Genomic DNA, 20,318 nt, shown 5'->3' with positions numbered 1-20,318 from the left:
GCTCCACCTACCTCCACCCGCGCATCGTTTCCTCGATGAAGGCCGCCACCGCCGCCACGCTCGGCACGCGCGCCCTCTCCGGATGCATCATCAGGAAGACCGGACGCTCGGCTGTCGTCTCCGGTTCGTCCACCGCTTCGAAGCGGGGGTCGCGCATCGCGGAGACCTCCGGCAGCATCAGTTCGGCGCCGAGCGAAAGCGCCGCCTCCATTAGGATTTCGAGCTTGTCGGCGGTCAGCGCCACGCGCGCAGCCGGCCGCAGCCGGTTAAGCGCCTGCATCTCCGGCACATGGGCAAGCCCCGGACCGTAGCGCACGACCGGGCAAGGCCCCATCCCCTGCCCCTTTGGCCGGAACAGCCGGAAGCGAAGCGTGCCGAGTCTTTTCACCCGCACCGAATCCTCGCCCGTGCGCGCCATGCGGATGGCGATATCGGCCTCGCGCCGTTCGATGCTCAGCATCTGGTTGTCGGCAACGAGATCGAGCGTCAGGCCCGGGTGCCGCTGTTCGAGGCGGGAAAGCGACGGCGCCAGGATGGCGCTCAGCACGAAGCCGATGCTTGTCACCCGTACCTGGCCCTTCAATTCCGCCGTCCGCCGCAAAAGCGTCGCGAGCGACAGCGACGCTTCTTCGGAGATCGTCCGCAACCGCTCGACAACAGAGGCAAGCACCGGCGTCGGCGTCAGCCGGCCGTCGATGCGGTCGAAGAGTGCTGCCCCCACCCGCCGCTCCAGCGCTGCGAGCCTGCGCGACACCGTCGTCTGGTCGACGCCGAGCGAACGGGCGGCCTGGCTCAGCGTCGCGCCGCGCACCAGATGATCCAGCAGCTCGAGATCTGCCCACGTCCCTGCATTCATGCAGATCATCCTCCGAAAACTTCGGGTCACTCTGCATCAATGCAGCCGCTAAGATCAAGCCTATCGACAGACCGCTTTGACGACCCGGTTCACAACGGCCACTTCGACCAACCAAGGAGCCTTCCCATGTCCGATTCCGCCACCCCTTCGCCCGCCGCCCCGGCAACCCTCTTCACGCTCGCCGGCGTCACGCTCACCCCGCCGCCGCTGGGTGAAGCGACGTTGATCCTGATCGACTATCAGAACGAATACCTGGCCGGCCCCTTGCGGCTTTTCGAACCGGAAGCCGCGGTCAAGAAGGCGCGCGAGCTCTTGCTTGCCGCTCGTGCCGCGGGCGCCAAGATCATCCATGTTGCCCATCGCGGTTCGGCCGGCGGCGTGTTCGACCGGGCGCAGCACCGCGGCGCGATCGTCGATGCGCTGGCGCCGCTTGCCGGCGAAACCGTTGTCGAGAAGCCGCGGCCCAATGCCTTTTCGGGCACCGACCTTGCCGAGATCGTCGGTCCGGCCGGCACGCCTATTATCATCGCCGGTTTCATGACCCACAATTGCGTGTCCTCGACAGCCCGCGCCGCCAAGGACCTCGGCTACGGCATCACCATTGCCGCCGACGCCTGCACCACCCGCGACCTGCCCTCGCCGAACGGAACCGTCTCGGCGCGCGCCGTGCATGATGCAGAGCTCGCAGGCCTTGCCGATCACCACGGCGCCGTCGTCGATGTCGCCGCGTTGGTCGCGCCGCGAGGCTGACAAACCAGTCACCCGCAATCGAAACCTCGGGCGTCCACCGATCGTGGACGCCCATTGTTTCCCCGCCGATGAGGAAGATTACGAAAATATAATGATCTCAATGCTTTTCGCCGCGTCTATTCGCTTCTATTTTTGACCTATCCTTTTTTGGCATCGACGATGCCGGTTAGGCGCAAGCGATGAACAAGACAGCCAAGACGGCGCGAGCCGACACCACGCCCCGCGACGACGCGGCCCCCAACGTCACCTTCATTCCCGGTGCGGTACAGAAGCTGAAGCGCAGGCGGCGCACGCGCTCCTGGCTTTGGCTGCCGGTCGTTCTCGCCGTTGCCGGTGCCGGCTATTACGGCTGGGTGCGCTATGGCGAGGAGCCGGCAACGGCTGCCATGGTGACCGATGTGGTGACGCGCGGCGACATCGAAAACAGCGTCACCGCCGTCGGCACGCTCGATGCGGTCAAGTCCGTCGATGCCGGCGCGCAGGTCTCCGGCCAGTTGAAGGCGCTGCATGTCGAGATCGGCGACAAGGTCACTCAGGATCAACTGGTCGCCGAGATTGACCCGGCAACGATCGAGAACCGCATCGAGATCGATCAGGCGGAGCTTGCCAATCTCCAGGCGCAACTCATCTCCAAGAAGGCGCAGCTGGTTCTGAAACAGGCCAATATCGACCGCCAGCGCAATCTCGTCGAAACCAAAAGCGTGGCGCAATCGACGCTCGATCAGGCGATCGCCGATCTCGCTGCGGCTGAAGCCGACGTCAACGCCATCGAGGCGCAGATCCGCAAGCAGCAGGCGACCCTTGCCGGCGACAAGGTCGATCTCGGCTACACCAAGATCTATGCGCCGATGACCGGCACCATCGTCGCCAACCCGGCGAAAGAAGGCCAGACGCTGAACGCCAACCAGACGACGCCGACCATCGTCACCATTGCCGACCTCTCGACCATGACGGTGAAGGCACAGGTTTCGGAAGCCGACGTTACCAGGCTGAAGGTCGGCATGGATGCCTATTTCACGCTGCTCGGCCAGCCGGGCAAACGCTTCGTCGGCAAGCTCCGGCAGATCCAGCCGATGCCCGCCACCGCCAACAACGTCGTGCTCTATTACGCGCTCTTCGACGTGCCCAATCCAGACGGCGAGCTGATGATGTCGATGAGCGCACAGGTGTTCTTCGTGCAGGCCGCCGCCAAGGACGTGCTGATCGTGCCGAGCGCCGCCTTGAGCCACCCGGCCAAGGGTACCGGCGAAGCGGCCGGCCAGGGCAATGGCCAGGCGGGCGGCGCACGGGGCGAAGGCCGCAAAGCTGAGGTGACCGTCGTCACCGCCTCCGGCGCGATCGAAACGCGAGACGTCGAAGTGGGTATCCGCAACCGCGTCAGCGCCGAGATCAGGAGCGGCCTTAAAGAGGGCGAGAAGATCGTGGTCAGCACCGGCTCCGGCAGCAGCGGCAACGCCCGTGACAGCCGCAGCCAGCGCGGCATGCGCATGCCGCCGATGTTCTGAGGCTGGCCATGTCCCCGCTCATCTCGCTCAAGCACGTCAGCAAGACCTATTTCAACGGCGATCTCGCCGTCGAGGTCCTGCACGGCCTCTCGCTCGACATCGAGGCGGGCGAGTTCGTGGCGATCGTCGGCCAGTCCGGCTCCGGCAAGTCGACGCTGATGAACATTCTCGGCTGCCTCGACCAGCCGACCGGCGGCGACTACCTGATCGACGGCGAGAGCGTCGCCGATCTCGACACCGATGAGCTGGCGGCGCTACGCCGCCGCACCTTCGGCTTCGTCTTCCAGAGCTACAACCTCATCCCGACGGCAAGCGCCAAGGAAAATGTCGAGGTGCCGGCCGTCTATGCCGGCATGTCCGCCCGCGACCGGCACGACCGCGCCGAAGCGTTGCTCGAAGCGCTGAAGCTCGGAGAGCGCCTCGACCATCGGCCGAACCAGCTCTCCGGCGGCCAGCAGCAGCGCGTCTCCATTGCCCGCGCCCTGATGAACGGCGGCCGCGTGATCCTTGCCGACGAGCCGACCGGCGCGCTCGACAGCCAGAGCGGCTCGGACGTCATGGCGCTCTTGCGCGACATGAACAACCAGGGCCACACGATCATCGTCATCACGCACTCGCGCGAGGTCGCCGAGCAGGCCGACCGGCTGATCGAGATCCACGACGGCCGCATCGTCGCCGACCGCGCCAAGAAGAGCCGCAGCAACGCCGAAGGCGCGGCAGCGCTTGCCCACCATGTCAGCGAGGGTTCGGCGGCGATCGCCGATGTCACCGAAGCGGTGAAGATGGCGTTCCGGGCGCTGAAGTCCAATCTCTTCCGCACCATCCTGACGCTGCTCGGCATCGTCATCGGTGTCGGCTCGGTCGTCGCGATGCTGGCGATCGGCACCGGCGCGCAGGATTCGGTGCTGAGCCGCATCTCCTCCATGGGGTCGGACCTGCTCGTGGTACGCCCCAGCATGGCGAATTTTCGCGGCAGCGCCGGCGGCAGCAACGTGACGCTGGTACCGGCCGATGCCGATGCGATCCTCGAAGTGCCGAACATCGCCTTCGCCGTGCCGGAGATGACCAGCAGCGTCACGCTTCGCCACGGCAATATCGACTACCAGACGACCGCCAACGGCACCGTGCCCCAGTTCACGACGGCAAAATCCTGGAAAATGGCGAGCGGCGAGTTCATCAACCAGAACGACATGGACGCTTACGCGCCGGTCGCGGTTCTCGGCCAGACGGTGGTGAAAACGCTTTTCCCCGATGGCGACAATCCGATCGGCCAATATGTGCTCGTCAACAAGATCCCCTTCCAGGTGATCGGCGTGATGGCGGAAATGGGCGCAACGTCTTTCGGCAACGACCAGGACGACGTGGTGCTGGTGCCGTTGACGACGGGCAGCATCCGCCTCTTCGGCCAGCGCAACATCAGAACCATCACCGTGCAGGTGAAGGACGGCTCGGCGATCGACATAACCCAGCAGACGGTCCAGGCGCTGCTCGACCAGCGCCACAAGCGCCAGGACACGCAGATCACCAACATGTCCTCGGTGCGCGAGGCCTTCACCGAGACCTCCAACACGCTGAAGCTGTTCCTGGGTTCCGTCGCCGCGATCTCGCTGTTGGTCGGAGGCATCGGCGTCATGAACATCATGCTCGTCTCGGTCAGTGAGCGCACCCGCGAGATCGGCGTGCGCATGGCAACCGGCGCCCGCCAGCGCGACATCCTGCTGCAGTTCATCATCGAAGCACTGGTCGTCTCGGCGATCGGCGGCGCGATCGGCGTGCTCCTCGGGCTCGGCACCGGCGCGCTTGCCGGCCAGTTCGGCATGCCCGTTTCCTTCACCCTCGGCCCCGTGGCGCTCGCGTTTACCTGCGCCTTCCTCACCGGCCTCGCCTTCGGCTTCCTGCCCGCCCGCAACGCCTCACGCCTGCAACCGGCCGTGGCGCTGAGTGCCGACTAAAGCGCGGCGCGCAGCCCTCAACAGGGCCGTGGACAAATCGAGTGCTACTACCGAAGATAGCAACCGGGCAACCGGGATGATTCGCGATGTGGAAAGCGTTTGCAGTACTTTACGGGCTGATTTTCATTTTTCTCCTGTCATTGGCTTTTGTCACGTTGCCACCTGAAATAGCACGCCAGCTGTCGTCTGCCGACCGAGCGCAGTTCTATGTAGGTCTGGTCGTGGAATTTGCGGTCACAATAGGGCTGTTTGCCTACGCCTTCGACCTGAAGATCCCGCCCTTTCCGCTGTGGCGGCCGTTCAGTTGGTTTCTCGCTGGCTGGTGCCTCTACACCTCACTGGCCAAGGTTTGGGACCTCGTCTCACTCATCACCGCACCCCAAGGCGGAGACGAAAGTCTCTTGTCAGGTTTTTTCGGTTTGTTGCTCTTGCTTCTGCTCAACTATTTCGGTTGGCTCGGCGTCTGGCGTTATGCTGGCCGCGTGAAGCAGCAGCCGGCCTCCATGAGCTGACAGCAGGCGCGCCCGCCGCGCGTACTGCATTCACGTCAACGCGCGAAGGTTGCTCGCACCGGCGAGAAGGAGGGCGATCTCAGACACGCTTGGCCTCGTAGTGACACGCGTCTCGCTGGACGATGGACAGGCCGCCTGTCACCACCCAGGATAGAACCAGCGTAAACCGGGGATGATTCGCGATGTGGAAGGCGTTTGCGGTTCTTTATGTGCTTGGCTTGGTTTTCGGCCTGGTAATCGCCGCCAACCTGCTGCTGAGTTCATGGGGGCAGATGGCGTTGGCCATTGTGATCCTGGGCGGCGTGAGCACGGCCATCGCAACGCTCGCGGCAATCGGCCTCGTCTCCTATGCCTTCAACCTGCAACTCCCGCCCTTCGGTCTCTGGCGACCGTACAGCTGGCTTCTCGGCATCCTGCTCGGCGGCCTGTCGTTGATCAGCGTGGTGCAATTCGTCGCCCGGTTCGAAAGGAGCGATGATCTCACCAGCCTGCTCTGGCTTTCCCTGTCGCTTCTCGTCAATTATTTCAGCTGGCTCGGCGTCTGGCGTTACGGTCGCCGGATGAAGGCGGTCGCGGGTTAGACCACGAGGGAAACGGGCTGTACCCCTTCGTCACGACAGGAAAGACATGTTCAACCTCGTCCTCTACAGCGATCAGTTGTCCCCTGCATGCGCAGCGATCGACCTCAGGCTCGTGGAAATGCTTGAGGCGCTTGGGCCGGGACGCCGCATCGCCTATGTAGCATCCGGCCCGGAGCCAGACCGCAGCTTCTTCCTTGCTGCCCGGTCCTATTACGGCCGATACGGCCTCGACCTCGCGCTGTTCTACGATCTCGACGAGCCGCATTCGCCAGACGACTTCGCCGCGCTTTTCGCCTGCGACGCCATTCATCTTGCCGGCGGGCATACCGGCGGATTTCTCGAACGTCTGAAGCAAAGCCGCATGCTCGGCCCGATCCGAGACTGGGCGCTCGCCGGCGGCATTCTGATCGGCGTCAGCGCCGGCGCCATTCTCTTGGCCCCGACGATCGCGACCGATGCGCTCTTCATCGGCCGGAGGCCCGCTGACATAGTCGACGGCGACGCGCTCGATCTCGTGCCGTTCGAGTTCTTCCCGCATCTCAGCGACGACGACACCTACCTGCCCGCGCTCATTCGCTACAGCACAACGACGGCGCGACCGATCGCTGCCTGCAACGACGGCGACGGCATCGTCGTCACAGGCGGGCAGATCGAATGTTTTGGAGATCCCGTGTGGATCGCCGCTGGAACCGTGCAGACAGCGGGCGATATCAGGCTCGACGGATTCTCGATATCCACGGCGTGACATGGCAGATCCTGAGATCCTCTCACACCGAAGGCAACATCCGATGCGCGAGCACGAGGAGCTGCGGGCCATCGTCCTCAAGAGCCCGCTACTTTCTCCGATCCTCGCAAACTGGGAGAGGATTGCCTTGCCGGATGGCTGGCTGGTGGCCGGGGCAATCGCGCAAACCGTCTGGAACCACGCTTTCGGATTGCCGCCCACGCACGGCATCAGCGATATCGACGTCGTCTATTTCGACCGTGACGACCTTTCCGAAGAGGCGGAGGCCGCGCACGCCGCCCGGATCGCAAGCCTGTTTGCCGGCTTGCCGGTCCGCATCGATGTCAAGAACGAGGCGCGTGTCCATCTCTGGTACCGGGAGAAATTCGGCAGCCCGATCAAGCCCTATAGCTCGATGGAAGAGGCCATCGCGACATTCCCGACCACGGCAACCGCCGTCGGCATTCGCCCGTCATCGCGCGGTCTGGACGTATGTGCGCCCTTCGGCCTTGGCGACCTGTTGGCCCCCATCGTGCGGGCCAACAGGAGCCAGATCACGCGCGAGATATACGAGCGGAAAGTCGATCGCTGGCGCGCCCTTTGGCCGGGCCTCACCATCGAAAGCTGGGATTAGCGTCGGATTGAGTCAAGGCTTTCACGCGTTTGGCCGGCGCCCCTCGCCCCACCGCCTCAAGAGGCGAAATCGTCGCCCATACCTGCAGCGCCTACATCGCCCCTGCCCGCACAGCTTCGGCATGCCGTGTGGGCATTGCGCTTTCTCGCGCTCGCACCGGGGCTGCCTTGCGCCTTCCAAGCTGCGCCTCGGCCTGTGTGATGCCGATGTCGGCAAGGCGCTCCGCGTCCAGTTCGCGCAACTGCTGCAACTGCCAGTACCGCGACTGCGGCGAGGCGACGAGATAAAGGCCGATTTCCCGGAACATGTCGAACACCCATGTTTTGTTTCTCAGCATGGGCACAGTCTGCGCCTCGACATTCCATAAAAGAAGCTTAGCTTTCATATCCAACGCATAAGAGAAACTTTGATATGAGCGCCCTCAATCTCGATTATCTCAAAACCTTCGCGCTGGTCGCCGAGCTCGGCAGTTTTTCTGCCGCCGCAGAGCGCCTGGGGCTGACCCAGCCGGCGATCAGCCTGCAGGTGCGTGCGCTGGAAAAACAGCTCGGCGTGCGCCTGGTCGAGCGCGTCGGCCGCACGGCAAGGCCAAGTGCCGCCGGCGAGGAACTGCTTGCCCATGCCGGCCGCATCGAGGCTGCAACCAGCCAGGCCATCGAAGCGGTGGCGCGCCATGCCAAGGGCGTTCTTGGCCGGGTGCGGCTCGGCACCGGCGCCACCCCTTGCGCCTTCCTGCTGCCGCCGCTGCTTGCCGATCTGAAGCGCCGCTTCCCCGACCTCGACATCACGGTAACGACCGGCAACAGCGCCGACATCGTCCGGGCGGTCGATGAAAACCTGCTCGATATCGGGCTGGTCACCCTGCCGGTCACCGGCCGCATCTTCGATGTCGCGCCGCTCTTCGACGAACGCTTCGTCGCAATCGCCCCTCTGGGAACCGATCTCCCCGAGAGCGTGACCGCAAAAACCCTGGCGAAGTACCCGATGATCCTCTACGAACCGGGCGCCAACACCCGCCGGATCACCGATGAATGGCTGGCGTCGGGCGGCACCGACGTCAAACCGCTGATGTCGTTCGGCAGCGTCGATGCGATCAAGGAAATGGTCGCCGCCGGCCTCGGTGCTGCCCTCGTTCCGGAGATCGCGCTGCGCGCCGGGGATCGCGAACGGCTGGAGGTGCGGCAGGTTACGCCGCCCTTCTCACGCCGCTCCGCCCTCGTGCTTCGCCGCGACAAGCGGCTCGACCGGGCGCTGCGCGAAACGCTCAATGCCCTGAGGACGCTGGAGAACCTGGACGAGGACTAGTGGGAGTTGGACAGGTCACGGAGACCGCCAGTCCCTATCGACGCCGCCTCTCGGGGACGGCACTGTTCGAGATCACGCATTGCACCCAGTTCCCGCAAGAGTTTGAAGCCCACGTAATCACTGCGCGAAAACTGCCGACGGTAGTAGCAGTCCCAATAGCGCATCACCCGATCACACGTGAGCATATAAAACACCGGGTTCGCCCTGATAAATGCCGAGACGACGTCCCGCTCCAGGTCGGGTAGAGCCGCGTGGATATCCCGGATGATTTCGACGACGTATTCGCCGATCAGCGCGATTACGAAGGGAATGGACCAGGGCTGATTGATGCGAAGGACTTCTTGCAGAGCGGCCTGGCGTTGGAAGCCGTCCGTGCTGCGCGTGAGCAAGCAAAGGGCCATCTGCCGCTCGAACAGGCTCAGTCCCGGGAACTCCGGCCTTGCCGATAGATGAACTCGGTTGGGTATGCGCAAGGTCTCGCCGAGAATGTTGACCGAAAACTGGCCGGATACATAGTCGGAATTCAACCTGAGTGCCGAAACAGCATTCACGGACTGACAGCGAAGTGCGATCGGGAAAGCCTCAGGAAACGTCTTTTCCACCATCAATTAATTCCAGCCCTACAAATGCCGCACCTCGGCCGGCATCGAACCCCAGTTGTTGTTGAGCCCATCGCAATAGGTCACGGGGGCTGAGACTAACTCGTCGATATCGACGCCATCGAGGCAGGCGACGTTGATGTTGTAGTAGGTCTCGTCGGTCATGTTCGGCGCGTCGATCCGCTCGAATGGCCTGACGCCGCACTGGCTGCAGAAGAAATGATGGGCGACCGGGTTGCGCCCGCGATAGTCCGTCAACGCCTCTTCGCCGGCGATCAGGCGGAAAGCCTCGGGCTTCACCACCACCGACCAGAGCCGCATCTTCACGCAGATCGTGCAATTGCATTTCCCGGTGCCGGCGCTGATGTCCATGTCCGCCTCGATGCGCACCGCGCCGCAATGGCAGCTCCCCCGATAGGTCTTCAGCATCCCGTTCCTCCCTACCCCTTTTGTCGGCCGCGACTATGCCACCGGCCCCGCCGATTGAAAATCGTCGTCCCTCAACCGTCTTCCGAATTGGGTGGGCGGAAATCGGGTGGGCGCTGCCGTCCGCCGGCTGTAGCCAGGGCGCACTTCAACCAGGAGAAGGGATAAGACCATGACCATGCTGCAAGACAAGATCGTTATCGTCACCGGTGCCTCCTCGGGCATCGGCCGCGCGGTCGCCAAGCTCTTCGCCGCCGAGGGTGCGAAGATCGTCGCCAATGCCCGCGGCGAAGCGCAGCTTGCGGCCGTTGTCGAAGCGATCCGCGAGGATGGCGGCGAAGCGATCGCCGTCAGCGGCGACGTCACCGAGGAAGCCACCCATGTCCGGCTGGTGGAAGCCGCGCTTGAGCATTTCGGCGGCCTCGACATCGCCGTCAACAATGCCGGCGCCGTCAACGTCATGAAGCCGGTCGCCGAGATCACCGCTTCGGAATGGCAGCAATCGCTTGCCACCAACCTCACCTCCGCCTTTCTCGGCGCCCGCCACCAGATCCCGGCGATGCTTGCGCGTGATGGCGGATCGCTGGTCTTCACCTCCACCTTCGTCGGCACCAGCGTCGGCATTCCCGGCATGGCCGCCTATGGCGCGGCGAAGGCCGGACTGATGGGCCTCGTAAAGGGCATCACCGCCGACTATGGCGCAAAGGGCATCCGCGCCAACGCCCTGCTCCCGGGTGGAGTCGATACGCCGGCGGGCGGCAGCAAGGAGCAGAAGGAATGGGCCGCCGGCCTGCATGCGATGAAGCGCATTGCCCAGCCGGAAGAGATCGCCCAGGCAGCCCTCTTCCTCTCCGGCCCGATGGCAAGCTTCGTCTCGGGTGCGGCGCTATTTGCCGATGGTGGCAATGCTGCGGTGAAGTGACGGTCGCGACAGTCTTGTGCGCCGNACGTTGCCCCGGCGCGAACCAAGCGCGCGGCGATACCGTGTGTCCCGAAGCGACGCTACCCCAGCGGTATCTCCGTCGTCTCCTTCCCCGTGCGGATCACGAAGGCCGTATAGTAGCGCGCGACATTGCTCTCTTCGCGAAACAGCCGCTCGGTCAGCGCGTCGAGCTCGTCCATGTCCTTCAGTCGCAGCATCAAAAGCGCGTCGGTCTCGCCGCTGACGCTATAGGCCTGGACGACCGCCGGCTCCTTGGCGGCCATGTCGAGGAAGCGGCGCACGAATTGTTCGCCGTGACGCTCGAGCTCCACGGTAATGATCGCCTTCATGGTTCGCCCGGCCCTTGCCGGATTGAGGACAGCGACGATCCGATCGATGACGCCGGCCTGATGAAGCCGCCTTATGCGGCGCAGGCAGCTCGATGGCGACAGGCCGACTTCAGCCGCAAGCTCGGCATTGGTGCGCGAGGCATCCTCCTGCAGCAGCCTCAGAAGCTTGCTGTCGATCTTGTCCATGCCGAATCCTCCCACTTGTGGCGCCGTGCAATTTTATTGCATGAAAGTGCATATTTTGACCACAACTGCGAAGGGCCTCGCGCTAGTCCTTGGACAACACATTCAAGGAGACACCGTCATGGCCGTTCACATGATTTTCTACCGCAAGACGCTCGCCACACTCGAAGTCTACTTTGACCTGGTCCGCATCATCGTGCCGGTCACGATCGTTACCCATGTGCTGCAGGAACTCGGCGTCATCCGCGCGGTCGCACCCGCCTTCGAGCCGCTGATGACACTCGTCGGCCTGCCGCCAGAGCTTGCCTTCGCCTGGCTGACCGGCCTGCTTGTCGGCATCTGGGGCGCCGTCGTCGTTGTCTTCGCGCTGGTCCCGGTCTCGGAGCTGACGACTGCCGACATGACCGTCTTTTCGGCATTGATGCTGGTGGCGCATGCCATCCCGATCGAGCAGCGCATCATCCAAAAGGCCGGGCCGAGCTTCCTCGTCACCGGAGCATTCAGGATTGGCGGCGGCCTCGTCTTCGCGGCATTGCTACACCAAGTCTTCGCGGTAACCGGATGGCTCACCACGCCGCTGAATCCCACATGGATACCGGTCAACGAGGGCTCCGGATGGCTCGCCTTCGGCTTGAGCACGCTGAAGACGCTCGCCACCATGCTCGTGGTGCTGCTCGCCCTGAGCTGGACGATCGAGATTCTGAAGCTCGTCGGCATCCTCGGCTGGCTGAACCGGGGCATGGCGCCACTCTTCCGTCTCGCTGGCATAAAGCCTGAAACGGTGCCGTTTGCCGCCGTCGGCGTGCTCCTCGGGATCTCCTATGGTGGTGCGCTGCTGATCCGCGAGGCGCGTGTGGCCAAGGTGGAGCCGCGCCAGGTCTTCCTCGCCTGCGTCTTCATGGGTTTTGGCCACAGCCTGATCGAAGACACATTGGTGGTCGTCGCGCTGGGCGCGGATTTCACCAGCGTCTTCGTCGGGCGTCTCGTCTTTGCCATCGCGGCAACGGCCATCGTCGCGCGGGTCATTGGCTCGGCGCCGGACGCCGTGTTCTTCCGGTCCTTCTTCCGCAAGGACGGTACCGAACCTGCCCTATCGGAAGCGTAGCGGCCAGGGAAGGCGTCCGGTTCACTCCGCGGCGACCTCGGCAGGCACACCCGCCTGCCCCGCCATCCGCCCAAACGTCGCGCGGTAGGCGGCAGGTGTCGTCGAAAGCTGCTGGCGGAAGTGGTGGCGCAGCGTCTGGGTCGAGCCGAAGCCGGAAGCTTCGGCCACCTGCTCCATGCCGAGCGCGGTTTCCTCCAGCAATTGCCGGGCGCGCGAAAGCCGCTCGTTCAAAAGCCAGCGCGCCGGCGTCGTGCCGGTCGCGGCCTCGAAGCGGCGAAGGAATGTGCGCTCGCTCATGCCCGCCGCCTTTGCCAGCACGGCGATCGAGAAGTCTTCACCCAACCGTTCGCGCATGCGATCGAGCAAGGGCCCGAGCCGGGCGCTCTCATGCACATCAGGCACCGCCCGCTCGATGAACTGCGCCTGGCCGCCGTCGCGGTGCGGCGGCACGACCAGGCGGCGAGCCACGCGGTTGGCCGCCTCGCTGCCGAAATCGCGGCGGATCAGATGCAGGCAGAGGTCGATGCCGGCGGCACTGCCGGCAGACGTCAGCACCTGCCCGCTATCGACATAGAGCACATCGGGCACCACCTCGATGTCAGGATATAACGCCCCAAGCTTGTCGGTATAGCGCCAGTGGGTCGTCGCCCTCCGGCCCGAAAGCAGTCCTGCCGCCGCCAGCACGAAGACGCCGGAACAGATGGAAAGGACGCGCGTGCCGCGCTGATGCGCATCCCGCAGCGCCTGGCAGACTGCCTCCGGCACAGGTTGGTCCGCGCCGCGCCAACCGGGCACGATGATCGTGCCGGCCTCGGCCAGAAGCTCGATGCCGCCATCGGCCACAAAGCGCACGCCGCCGGTTGCCCTCAGCTCGCCGGGATCGACCGAGGCGACGGCGAAGCGATACCAGTCCTCGCCCATTTCCGGCCGCGGCAGGCCGAACATCTCGACGGCGACGCCGAACTCGAAGGTGCAGAGCCCGTCATAGGCGAGTGCCACGACGAGCGGATTTTGGAGCGATCGGGTAGCGGAAAACGACTTTGGCATGATCTTGAGCATATATGGCAATGTTGCCAACTGCCAGCCCTCATCGGGCGCTGCTACATATCTCTTCGTCAACACGCACCGAGCCAAGGAGAGCCCCGATGAGCTACGTCACCGAAACCCCCGCTGCTTCCCCCGAGATTGCCATTGCCCATTTCGCCGGGCGCCTCAGCGTCGAAACCGATTGCGCCGACGTCGCCCATGCGCTGAAGAGCGGCGAGCAGGATTTCGTGCTCTTGCATGTGGTCGGCTCGGACGCTGCCTATGCCCGCCGCCACGTGCCGGGCGCGATCCACCTGCCCCACCGCGAGATCAGCGCCGAGCGCATGGCCGAGTGGCCTGAAGATACCATCTTCGTCGCCTACTGCGCCGGCCCGCATTGCAACGGCGCCGATCAGGCGGCCCTCAAGCTCGCCCGCCTCGGCCGCCCCGTGAAGATCATGATCGGCGGCATCACCGGCTGGGAAGACGAAGGCTTCGCCTTCGCCACCGGGGCAGCACCGGGCGAAGCGCAGGCCCTGCTCGCCGCCTGAGCGCCGGTCAGCGCAAAATCGCTGCGCACTTTGGACCGCTGGATAATTGTCCCTAAATGGGTTGCTATCCAAAGAATCTGCAGCAAGGCCGGCGTCCCCGCCGGCCTTCAGTAACCCACACCTAACGGGTACCCCCCCTTGCACGAGATGTCGAGATGAACGCATCACCCCTCACCGTCCGCCCCTTCGAACGCCACGACGTGACTGATGTGCTGGAGCTGATGCGCGGCCTTGCAATCTTCGAAGGTTACATCGACAAATTTTTCGTGACCGAAGCGGATCTCATCGAACACGGGCTTGGCGATAACCCGCGCTTCGGCGTGCTCGTCGCGGGTCTCGGCGGTCGTGCAGTCGGCATCGCCGTACACTATGTCATCCCGTGGACCTACGATCTGAAGCCGACGCTGGTGCTGAAGGAACTTTTCGTTGATGAAACAGCACGTTCCTCGGGCGCAGGCGCCGCATTGATCGCAGCTTTGAAGTGCCACGCCGCCAGGATCGGCGCGCCGCGCATCAACTGGACCGTGCTTGCGACCAACGACGCCGCCAAGCGTTTTTACCGACGCGAAGGCGGCAGCCACGATGCGATCTGGGAACCCTGGACGATGCCGGTGGAGATCACCGCGGATGGCGGCGAAAGCTAGCGATCAGCCTGGCCATGGGCCACAAAAATGACGTCTAACCCCGGCAAAGCCTTTCTAATCCGCTTGGGCAGGCCGCCGCGCGGCCCTGCCTAGCTCGAATTGACTACTCAAATGCCACATAAATTTGATTGATTTCAGACCCCGCTTTTGTCACACTGCACCTGTAATTGCACACCGCAAACATACAATCCCCGGAAGAGTAGTATGGTTGCGTTTTTATTGCCGTGCAGTTGCTTTATTTGTTTTTATTGCGCGCCTGAGCCTCCGTTCCCCGCGGAGGCTCAGTTCATTTGAGGAACAGGCAAAGAGAAAGGGCCCCGACCAGTTCCGGTCGGGGCCCTTATATTGACTGCCGCAGGGGCACTGCAGAGGCTACACCGCCCCCTCAATGCCCGCCGAGCACCAGCGTCTGCACCGGCAGCATCAGGGCCTGCATGCGCAGGATCATCGCATGGACGAGGCCCACGGCGTCGACCACGTGCAGATAGGCCCAGCGGGCGGTGCTGATATCGGGCGACTCGAGCTCGTCATGGCTGTTGGTATAGGCATTGGCGATGCAGCTGCTGCCGGGCGGAATGTCCTCGAGCACGCCGGGATAGAGCGGCTCCATGACCACGGTGAGCGTGCCGGGCTGCGAGATCTGGGCGACGTCGATCAGCTGGTCGCTCGCCCTCACCTGGCCGGAGGCGATCACGTCCTGCACGTCGGTGACGACCAAGGGAATGATGGTGAAGGGCTTGCCGATGCAGGTGGCCTCGCCGATCATGCCGACCTTCATCACCTGCGCCTCGATCTGCCCGAAGCCAGCGACCAGCTGCGCCCGGCCGGCATCTTCAGGGACGAGAACGCCCGCTGGCCGCAGAAGCGGATTGACGACCTCGCCGACCCGGAGTGCGAACTGCTGCACCCGGCCGGACACGCCGGCGCGCACGGTGGTCTTGCTAATATCGACCTCCGCCTCCTTCAGGGCCGCTTCGGCGCTCGCCTTTTGCGAAGGCAGCAGTGAAACGAGCTTGGTCTCCAGTGTCTGCTTGTTGGAAAGGACAGCGGTGAGTGCGCCCTTGCGCCCTTCGAGGTTGACCTGCCGACGCTCGATCTCGCGCCGTGCGACGACGTTGGGGTTCAGCTTGTTGAGTTCGACCTGGGTGTCGTACTCGTCCTGAGCCTGTTGCACGGCCGCCTGGGCTTCCACGATCGCGCCATCGGCGGCGACCAGCTCGGTGCGAGCGACGGCGAGCTCCGCTTCCACTTCGGCGATCTGGCGGCGGGCAACCTCGGCGGCGGCTTCCTGTTCGGAGCTGTCGAGCTTGAACAACGGCTGGCCGGCCTTCACCTTCTCGAAGCGCGTCGCATAGATTTCCGAAACGCGCCCGCCGGCTTCCGGCAGGATGGCGACCGTGCGGAACGCCGCGGTGACATTCTTCGTCGACGGGTGGAAGTAGAAGATCAGCGTGATCAGCGAGATCGTCAGGATGATGCAGGCGGTGATGCCCCAGCGCAGTTCGAACCACACCGAATAGATGGTGATCTCCCGCCCGAACCTTTTGCCCTGGACATAGCGGCGGAAGAGATAGTCAGGAAGGATCGTCAGCATCGAGCAAAGCATGAATTCGAACATGGCTCAGGCCTTCCCTTCCATCGACGGCTGATCTGCAGGTGCGGCCGGATGGCTCGCCACCGTCTCGGGCTCGGCCGGCACCGGTTCAGTTGATGCATCCACCTTGCCGGCGATCCTCTCCAGAGAGCGGGAGATCGACGAGAGCGGCGAGGAAAAGTCCGGCAGGTCGATCAGCGCCAGGATCAGCGCCGCGATCCAGAAGATGTTGTTGTGCGTGAGCAGCGAGATCAGCCCCAGCACCGCCACCAGCTCGTATTGCACCTTGTGGCTCTTGTGCGCCATGGTTTCGGGCAGCGAATGCAGCCTGAGATAGAAGGTGCCGAGGGCGAAGATCGCCAGGATCATGAAGACGACGACGACGTTGAACAGGACGTCGCTTTGTCCCGGCGCCGTGATGAATGCCGGCAAATGATGGATTGCAGTGGGATGGATGGCCTCGGACATTACGCCTCCACAAAACGGACTGGACCAAGAGAATCGTACATTAACACACCCCCAAAAAACACAAGTAAAACCTTGCACCTCAGCCGCAACTTGACCTTGCGGCGCTCGGCGCCCTATCAGATCAACGCGCCAGCACTTTGAAATGCCGGAGGTTTCGAGCAGGATCCTTGCCGGCATGCTGTTCCCAAGGTAACGGCAAACGATGCCCGCTCGCCCTATCGCGCGCGGCAGACGACCGCGCTCTTGCCCATTGCCCCGAAGGAGACCGATATGGCCCAGAACATTTACGACAAGCCGGAATTCTTCGAAGGCTACAGCCAGCTCGGACGCTCGGTGCATGGCCTTGCGGGCGCTGCCGAATGGCCGGCGATTCGCGCCCAATTGCCGGATCTGTCGGGAAAACGCGTCGTCGATCTCGGTTGCGGCTTCGGCTGGTTCTCGCGTTATGCCCGCGAGGCTGGTGCGGCCCAGGTGCTCGGCCTCGATCTCTCGGAAAAAATGATCGCCCGCGCCAGGGCCGATACGTCCGATCCGGAGATCGACTACCGGATCGCCGATCTCGATCAGCTCGAATTGCCCGAAGAGAGCTTCGACTTCGCCTATAGCTCGCTCGCCTTCCACTATGTCGAGGATTTCGGCCGGGTGGTCGCCACCATCCACCGGGCGCTGGTTCCCGGCGCGCATTTCGTCTTCACCATCGAGCACCCGATCTATATGGCGTCGCTCAATCCCGGCTGGCGGCTTGAGAACGGCGAGCGCACCTGGCCGGTCGATCACTATTCGGCCGAGGGACCGCGCACCACCGACTGGCTGGCAAAGGGCGTCATCAAGCACCACCGCACGATGGGCACGACGCTCAACACGCTGATATCAACGGGCTTTGCCATCCGCCACGTAGAGGAGTGGCGGCCGACGGAGGCGCAGATCGCGGAGATCCCCGCCCTGGCCGAAGAAGCGCCCGATGATCCTGATCGTGAAAGTGCAGAAGTAGGTAGCCACTTTGGTCCACCCTCGCGTCACGAGCCTGAGAGGAATGTTTCCATCGCCGCGCTGCGGCACGCATGGGTGACCCCGATCACGGCCGCTTCGCGACGGGAAACATTCGCTTTGTCCCAATAGGCCTGTCCGGATTTGGCGCTCGGCCTGGACGTCGTCTCCAACATGTCAGAGAGTGTTTTGTTCACGCACCCCAGGACGAGCGCACGTACCGCCTGAATGCCGCATTCAGCGCCGTGTGCGTTCAGGCGGATTTGGGGCATTTCCTTGAGCTGTTGATCCACACCCCTCAGCAGGAAGGCGGTTTCGTCCCGTGGGAACGCATTCGCCGAGAGCACCTTTTGCAGCCGGGCCCGTTCCGCCGAGTAGCTGATCTTGGGGCAGGACGGCGCGGCTTCGGCAGCCGGTGCACTGAAACCGGCAAGCGTGAAGGCCATGGCATAAAGGCAGCCCAAGCGCTGATGTCTCGTCATCTGGATCCCCGACTCCCTGAAATGAGACGGGAACATAGAGATCAGAGCACCATCCAGAAAGTGCAATTCTGCAGCACTGCACGCCTTTGCCGACGCGCAGCGCTGTCGCCCTTTCGGAGTTGCCGCATGTTTGCCCTCCGGTCGGCTGGAATCATGCGGCAAAGAACCCCTCAGCCCTTCTCCTTCAACGTCTCCTTCTGGGTGATCAGCCGGGCGCTGTGCTGGCCGCTGAGATAGGTCCAGAACCAGCTCCAGGCGACCGCGAAGCGGCTGCGCGTGCCGATCAGGAAGTAGATGTGGGCGATGCCCCAGATCCACCATGCAAGCGCGCCCTTCAGCTTGAACCGGCCGAAATCGATGATCGCGGCGCGGCGGCCGATGGTGGCGAGGCTGCCCTGGTGGCGGTAGCGGAAATCGGCGGGCGGATTGTCGCCTGCAAGCCGCGCGCGGATGACATCGGCCACATAGGCGCCCTGCTGCTTGGCGGCGGGCGCAATGCCCGGCACCGGCTTGCCGCCGTCATAGGTAACCGAAGCCGTGTCGCCGATGACGAAGACATCGGGATGATCGGGTGCAGTCAGATCGGCGCCGACAATCGCCCGACCGGCGCGGTCAGCAGTGATATCAAGCCAGCGGGCAGCGGGTGACGCCTGGACGCCCGCAGCCCAGACGAGCGTGCGGCTGGCGACGAATTCCTCGCCGATCATCACGCCCTCTTCGGTGCATGATGTCACCGGCGTGCCGGTGCGAACCTCGACGCCGAGGCGCTCCAGTTCCTTGACCGCATAGGCCGAGAGATCCTCGCTGAACGCAGCGAGAATGCGCGGACCCGCCTCGACCAGGAGCACGCGCGTTTGCCGCGTATCGATACGGCGAAATTCGTCTGGAAGCGTGCGATGCGCCATCTCGGCGATGATGCCGGCAAGCTCGACGCCCGTCGGGCCGGCACCGATGACGGTGAAGGTCAGGAGCGCTGCGCGGGCATCCGGATCCTCTTCCAGCTCGGCGCGCTCGAAGGCGAGCAGCACGCGGCGGCGGATCGTCGTCGCGTCCTCCAGCGTCTTCAGGCCGGGGGCGAAGGGCTCCCATTCGTCATGGCCGAAATAGGCATGCGTCGCCCCGGTCGCCAACACCAGCGTATCGTAGCCGATGCGCTTGCCGTCCCTGAGAACGACCGCCTTTTCGGCCGCGTCCACATCCGTCACCTCGCCGAGCAGCGTCGTCACCTCCGGCCGGTCGCGCCAAAGGCTGCGGATCGGCCAGGCGATTTCCGAGGTGGCGATCAGCGTCGTTGCCACCTGATAGAGCAAGGGCTGGAAAAGATGGTGGTTACGCCGGTCGATGAGGGTGATGCGAACCGGCGAGCCGGCGAGCCCTTTGACGAGCTGCAATCCGCCGAACCCGCCGCCAACGACGACCACATGATGCCTGTCCTGCATGTTTGCTTCCAGCTGGCTCCCAGCCGGCCTTCTATTGGACATGCCACAAGATTGGGGTTGTGGTCAGCAAGGACAAGCGCAGCCACCTCATGTCACCCTTGCAAAAAGTCAAGAACGGCCGGCGATCAAGGCCTTGTCGCGAAGGTGATCTCGTCGGCCGCGTCCACCAGCACGATCTCGTCGCCGAGCGACCATTCGGCTGCGCGCGCGGCCAGCCGCGCCGGCACCATCGGCGATCGGCCGGGACCGGGCGGCACGTCATAGGTGGCGTGCGCGTCGTTGGCGAGGATCACGGTGAAGCCCTTCACCATTGCCGTGCGGGCCGTCGCCGCCAGGCACATCTCCGAGAGCATGCCGCAAATTGCGATCGTTTCGATCTCTCGCTTCCGCAACAGATCCTCAAGGTCGGTGCCATCGAAACCGTCGTCCTTCAGTTTGCGCACCACCGCCTCTTCCGCCTCCGCCGGATAGAAGAGCTGCCAGCCGTCGGTCTCCGGCTCGTCGGAGGCACCCTCGGGTCCGTCATTCTGCAGGAAGATCACCGGCACGCCTGCCGCACGAGCCTGCCGCAACAGAACCCCGACGGCGCGCTGAAGGCCGACATGGCCGGGCACCGCCTCCGGCCCGGAGATGAAAGCGCGCTGAACATCGACGACCACAAGCGCATCGGCAACGTCGCCTTCGTTCGCGGTGCTCGCCTCGTTTGCCTCATCCGTCATTGAT

At 63.9% G+C, this 20,318-nt stretch carries 23 protein-coding genes and 1 pseudogene; 13 read left to right on the top strand and 11 right to left on the bottom strand.

What is annotated here, in order from left to right:
- Positions 1 to 7: 7 nt before the first annotated feature.
- Positions 8 to 856, bottom strand: a complete 849-nt coding sequence (locus ACTJKE_RS12315; protein ID WP_162764776.1) for a LysR family transcriptional regulator — start codon at positions 854 to 856, stop codon at positions 8 to 10.
- A gap of 126 nt (positions 857 to 982) precedes the next feature.
- Here ACTJKE_RS12315 and ACTJKE_RS12310 point away from each other — a divergent pair, with 126 nt between their 5' ends.
- The 7 genes from ACTJKE_RS12310 to ACTJKE_RS12280 all read left to right on the top strand — a co-directional run bounded on the left by ACTJKE_RS12310 (position 983) and on the right by ACTJKE_RS12280 (position 7,514).
- Positions 983 to 1,606 (top strand): cysteine hydrolase family protein, encoded by a 624-nt coding sequence (locus ACTJKE_RS12310; RefSeq protein ID WP_113514288.1) that lies wholly within the window; start codon positions 983 to 985, stop codon positions 1,604 to 1,606.
- A 179-nt stretch (positions 1,607 to 1,785) separates the two neighbouring features.
- On the top strand, positions 1,786 to 3,111 hold the full coding sequence (locus ACTJKE_RS12305; RefSeq protein WP_440691880.1) for an efflux RND transporter periplasmic adaptor subunit: 1,326 nt from the start codon (positions 1,786 to 1,788) through the stop codon (positions 3,109 to 3,111).
- 8 nt (positions 3,112 to 3,119) lie between these two features.
- Positions 3,120 to 5,063, top strand: a complete 1,944-nt coding sequence (locus tag ACTJKE_RS12300; RefSeq protein ID WP_113514292.1) for a MacB family efflux pump subunit — start codon at positions 3,120 to 3,122, stop codon at positions 5,061 to 5,063.
- Between the two features lie 86 nt (positions 5,064 to 5,149).
- Positions 5,150 to 5,575 (top strand): hypothetical protein, encoded by a 426-nt coding sequence (locus ACTJKE_RS12295; protein WP_113514294.1) that lies wholly within the window; start codon positions 5,150 to 5,152, stop codon positions 5,573 to 5,575.
- A 182-nt stretch (positions 5,576 to 5,757) separates the two neighbouring features.
- Positions 5,758 to 6,156 carry a hypothetical protein gene (locus ACTJKE_RS12290; RefSeq protein WP_440691879.1) on the top strand — a complete coding sequence of 133 codons (399 nt, stop codon included), beginning with the start codon at positions 5,758 to 5,760 and terminating at the stop codon, positions 6,154 to 6,156.
- A gap of 46 nt (positions 6,157 to 6,202) precedes the next feature.
- Entirely contained in the window at positions 6,203 to 6,901 is a 699-nt protein-coding gene (locus ACTJKE_RS12285) for a Type 1 glutamine amidotransferase-like domain-containing protein (RefSeq protein ID WP_440691878.1), read from the top strand.
- A gap of 43 nt (positions 6,902 to 6,944) precedes the next feature.
- Positions 6,945 to 7,514, top strand: a complete 570-nt coding sequence (locus tag ACTJKE_RS12280) for a nucleotidyltransferase family protein (RefSeq protein WP_440691877.1) — start codon at positions 6,945 to 6,947, stop codon at positions 7,512 to 7,514.
- A 91-nt stretch (positions 7,515 to 7,605) separates the two neighbouring features.
- On the opposite strand, the gene ACTJKE_RS12275 is transcribed toward ACTJKE_RS12280, so the two are convergent.
- On the bottom strand, positions 7,606 to 7,851 hold the full coding sequence (locus ACTJKE_RS12275; protein WP_162764777.1) for a hypothetical protein: 246 nt from the start codon (positions 7,849 to 7,851) through the stop codon (positions 7,606 to 7,608).
- Between the two features lie 74 nt (positions 7,852 to 7,925).
- Between ACTJKE_RS12275 and ACTJKE_RS12270 the strand changes: the two genes are divergently transcribed.
- Positions 7,926 to 8,819 carry a LysR family transcriptional regulator gene (locus tag ACTJKE_RS12270; protein WP_058322364.1) on the top strand — a complete coding sequence of 298 codons (894 nt, stop codon included), beginning with the start codon at positions 7,926 to 7,928 and terminating at the stop codon, positions 8,817 to 8,819.
- Here the strand turns inward: ACTJKE_RS12270 and ACTJKE_RS12265 are convergent.
- Entirely contained in the window at positions 8,816 to 9,424 is a 609-nt protein-coding gene (locus tag ACTJKE_RS12265; protein WP_113514304.1) for a hypothetical protein, read from the bottom strand. The two genes, ACTJKE_RS12270 and ACTJKE_RS12265, sit on opposite strands and share 4 nt — an antisense overlap.
- 15 nt (positions 9,425 to 9,439) lie before the next feature.
- Positions 9,440 to 9,847 carry a GFA family protein gene (locus tag ACTJKE_RS12260; protein WP_058322362.1) on the bottom strand — a complete coding sequence of 136 codons (408 nt, stop codon included), beginning with the start codon at positions 9,845 to 9,847 and terminating at the stop codon, positions 9,440 to 9,442.
- A gap of 169 nt (positions 9,848 to 10,016) precedes the next feature.
- On the opposite strand from ACTJKE_RS12260, the gene ACTJKE_RS12255 reads away from it, so the two are divergent.
- On the top strand, positions 10,017 to 10,766 hold the full coding sequence (locus tag ACTJKE_RS12255; protein WP_113514306.1) for an SDR family oxidoreductase: 750 nt from the start codon (positions 10,017 to 10,019) through the stop codon (positions 10,764 to 10,766).
- 80 nt (positions 10,767 to 10,846) lie between these two features.
- Here ACTJKE_RS12255 and ACTJKE_RS12250 read toward each other — a convergent pair whose 3' ends face one another.
- Positions 10,847 to 11,302 carry an Lrp/AsnC family transcriptional regulator gene (locus ACTJKE_RS12250; RefSeq protein ID WP_113514308.1) on the bottom strand — a complete coding sequence of 152 codons (456 nt, stop codon included), beginning with the start codon at positions 11,300 to 11,302 and terminating at the stop codon, positions 10,847 to 10,849.
- 118 nt (positions 11,303 to 11,420) lie between these two features.
- Between ACTJKE_RS12250 and ACTJKE_RS12245 the strand changes: the two genes are divergently transcribed.
- Positions 11,421 to 12,404, top strand: a complete 984-nt coding sequence (locus tag ACTJKE_RS12245) for a nucleoside recognition domain-containing protein (protein ID WP_113514310.1) — start codon at positions 11,421 to 11,423, stop codon at positions 12,402 to 12,404.
- 21 nt (positions 12,405 to 12,425) lie between these two features.
- Here the strand turns inward: ACTJKE_RS12245 and ftrA are convergent, their stop codons facing one another.
- Positions 12,426 to 13,463: a transcriptional regulator FtrA gene (gene ftrA / locus ACTJKE_RS12240; RefSeq protein WP_440691914.1), complete on the bottom strand. Its 1,038-nt coding sequence runs from the start codon at positions 13,461 to 13,463 to the stop codon at positions 12,426 to 12,428.
- 86 nt (positions 13,464 to 13,549) lie between these two features.
- On the opposite strand from ftrA, the gene ACTJKE_RS12235 reads away from it, so the two are divergent.
- Positions 13,550 to 13,981: a rhodanese-like domain-containing protein gene (locus tag ACTJKE_RS12235; RefSeq protein WP_057253681.1), complete on the top strand. Its 432-nt coding sequence runs from the start codon at positions 13,550 to 13,552 to the stop codon at positions 13,979 to 13,981.
- A 155-nt stretch (positions 13,982 to 14,136) separates the two neighbouring features.
- Positions 14,137 to 14,625, top strand: a complete 489-nt coding sequence (locus ACTJKE_RS12230) for a GNAT family N-acetyltransferase (RefSeq protein WP_113514312.1) — start codon at positions 14,137 to 14,139, stop codon at positions 14,623 to 14,625.
- Positions 14,626 to 15,010: 385 nt separating this feature from the next.
- Here the strand turns inward: ACTJKE_RS12230 and ACTJKE_RS12225 are convergent, their stop codons facing one another.
- Positions 15,011 to 16,243 carry an HlyD family secretion protein gene (locus ACTJKE_RS12225; protein ID WP_057253677.1) on the bottom strand — a complete coding sequence of 411 codons (1,233 nt, stop codon included), beginning with the start codon at positions 16,241 to 16,243 and terminating at the stop codon, positions 15,011 to 15,013.
- A 3-nt stretch (positions 16,244 to 16,246) separates the two neighbouring features.
- A complete protein-coding gene (locus tag ACTJKE_RS12220) occupies positions 16,247 to 16,687 on the bottom strand; it encodes a hypothetical protein (RefSeq protein WP_162764778.1) in 441 nt (146 codons plus the stop codon).
- Between the two features lie 270 nt (positions 16,688 to 16,957).
- Between ACTJKE_RS12220 and ACTJKE_RS12215 the strand changes: the two are divergent.
- Positions 16,958 to 17,678 (top strand): annotated as a pseudogene (locus ACTJKE_RS12215) (class I SAM-dependent methyltransferase).
- A gap of 25 nt (positions 17,679 to 17,703) precedes the next feature.
- On the opposite strand, the gene ACTJKE_RS12210 reads toward ACTJKE_RS12215, so the two are convergent.
- The 3 genes from ACTJKE_RS12210 to ACTJKE_RS12200 all read right to left on the bottom strand — a co-directional run bounded on the left by ACTJKE_RS12210 (position 17,704) and on the right by ACTJKE_RS12200 (position 20,314).
- A complete protein-coding gene (locus ACTJKE_RS12210) occupies positions 17,704 to 18,120 on the bottom strand; it encodes a hypothetical protein (RefSeq protein WP_162764779.1) in 417 nt (138 codons plus the stop codon).
- Positions 18,121 to 18,326: 206 nt separating this feature from the next.
- Entirely contained in the window at positions 18,327 to 19,595 is a 1,269-nt protein-coding gene (locus tag ACTJKE_RS12205) for an NAD(P)/FAD-dependent oxidoreductase (RefSeq protein WP_440691876.1), read from the bottom strand.
- Positions 19,596 to 19,720: 125 nt separating this feature from the next.
- Complete coding sequence (locus ACTJKE_RS12200) at positions 19,721 to 20,314, bottom strand: isochorismatase family protein (RefSeq protein WP_058321306.1); 594 nt, start codon at positions 20,312 to 20,314, stop codon at positions 19,721 to 19,723.
- Positions 20,315 to 20,318: the final 4 nt, after the last annotated feature.

Source organism: Ensifer sp. 22521 (assembly GCF_052044795.1).
Taxonomy (GTDB): domain Bacteria; phylum Pseudomonadota; class Alphaproteobacteria; order Rhizobiales; family Rhizobiaceae; genus Ensifer.
Note: the sequence above shows the minus strand (reverse complement) of the source record. Positions and strands in the feature narration are given on the sequence as shown.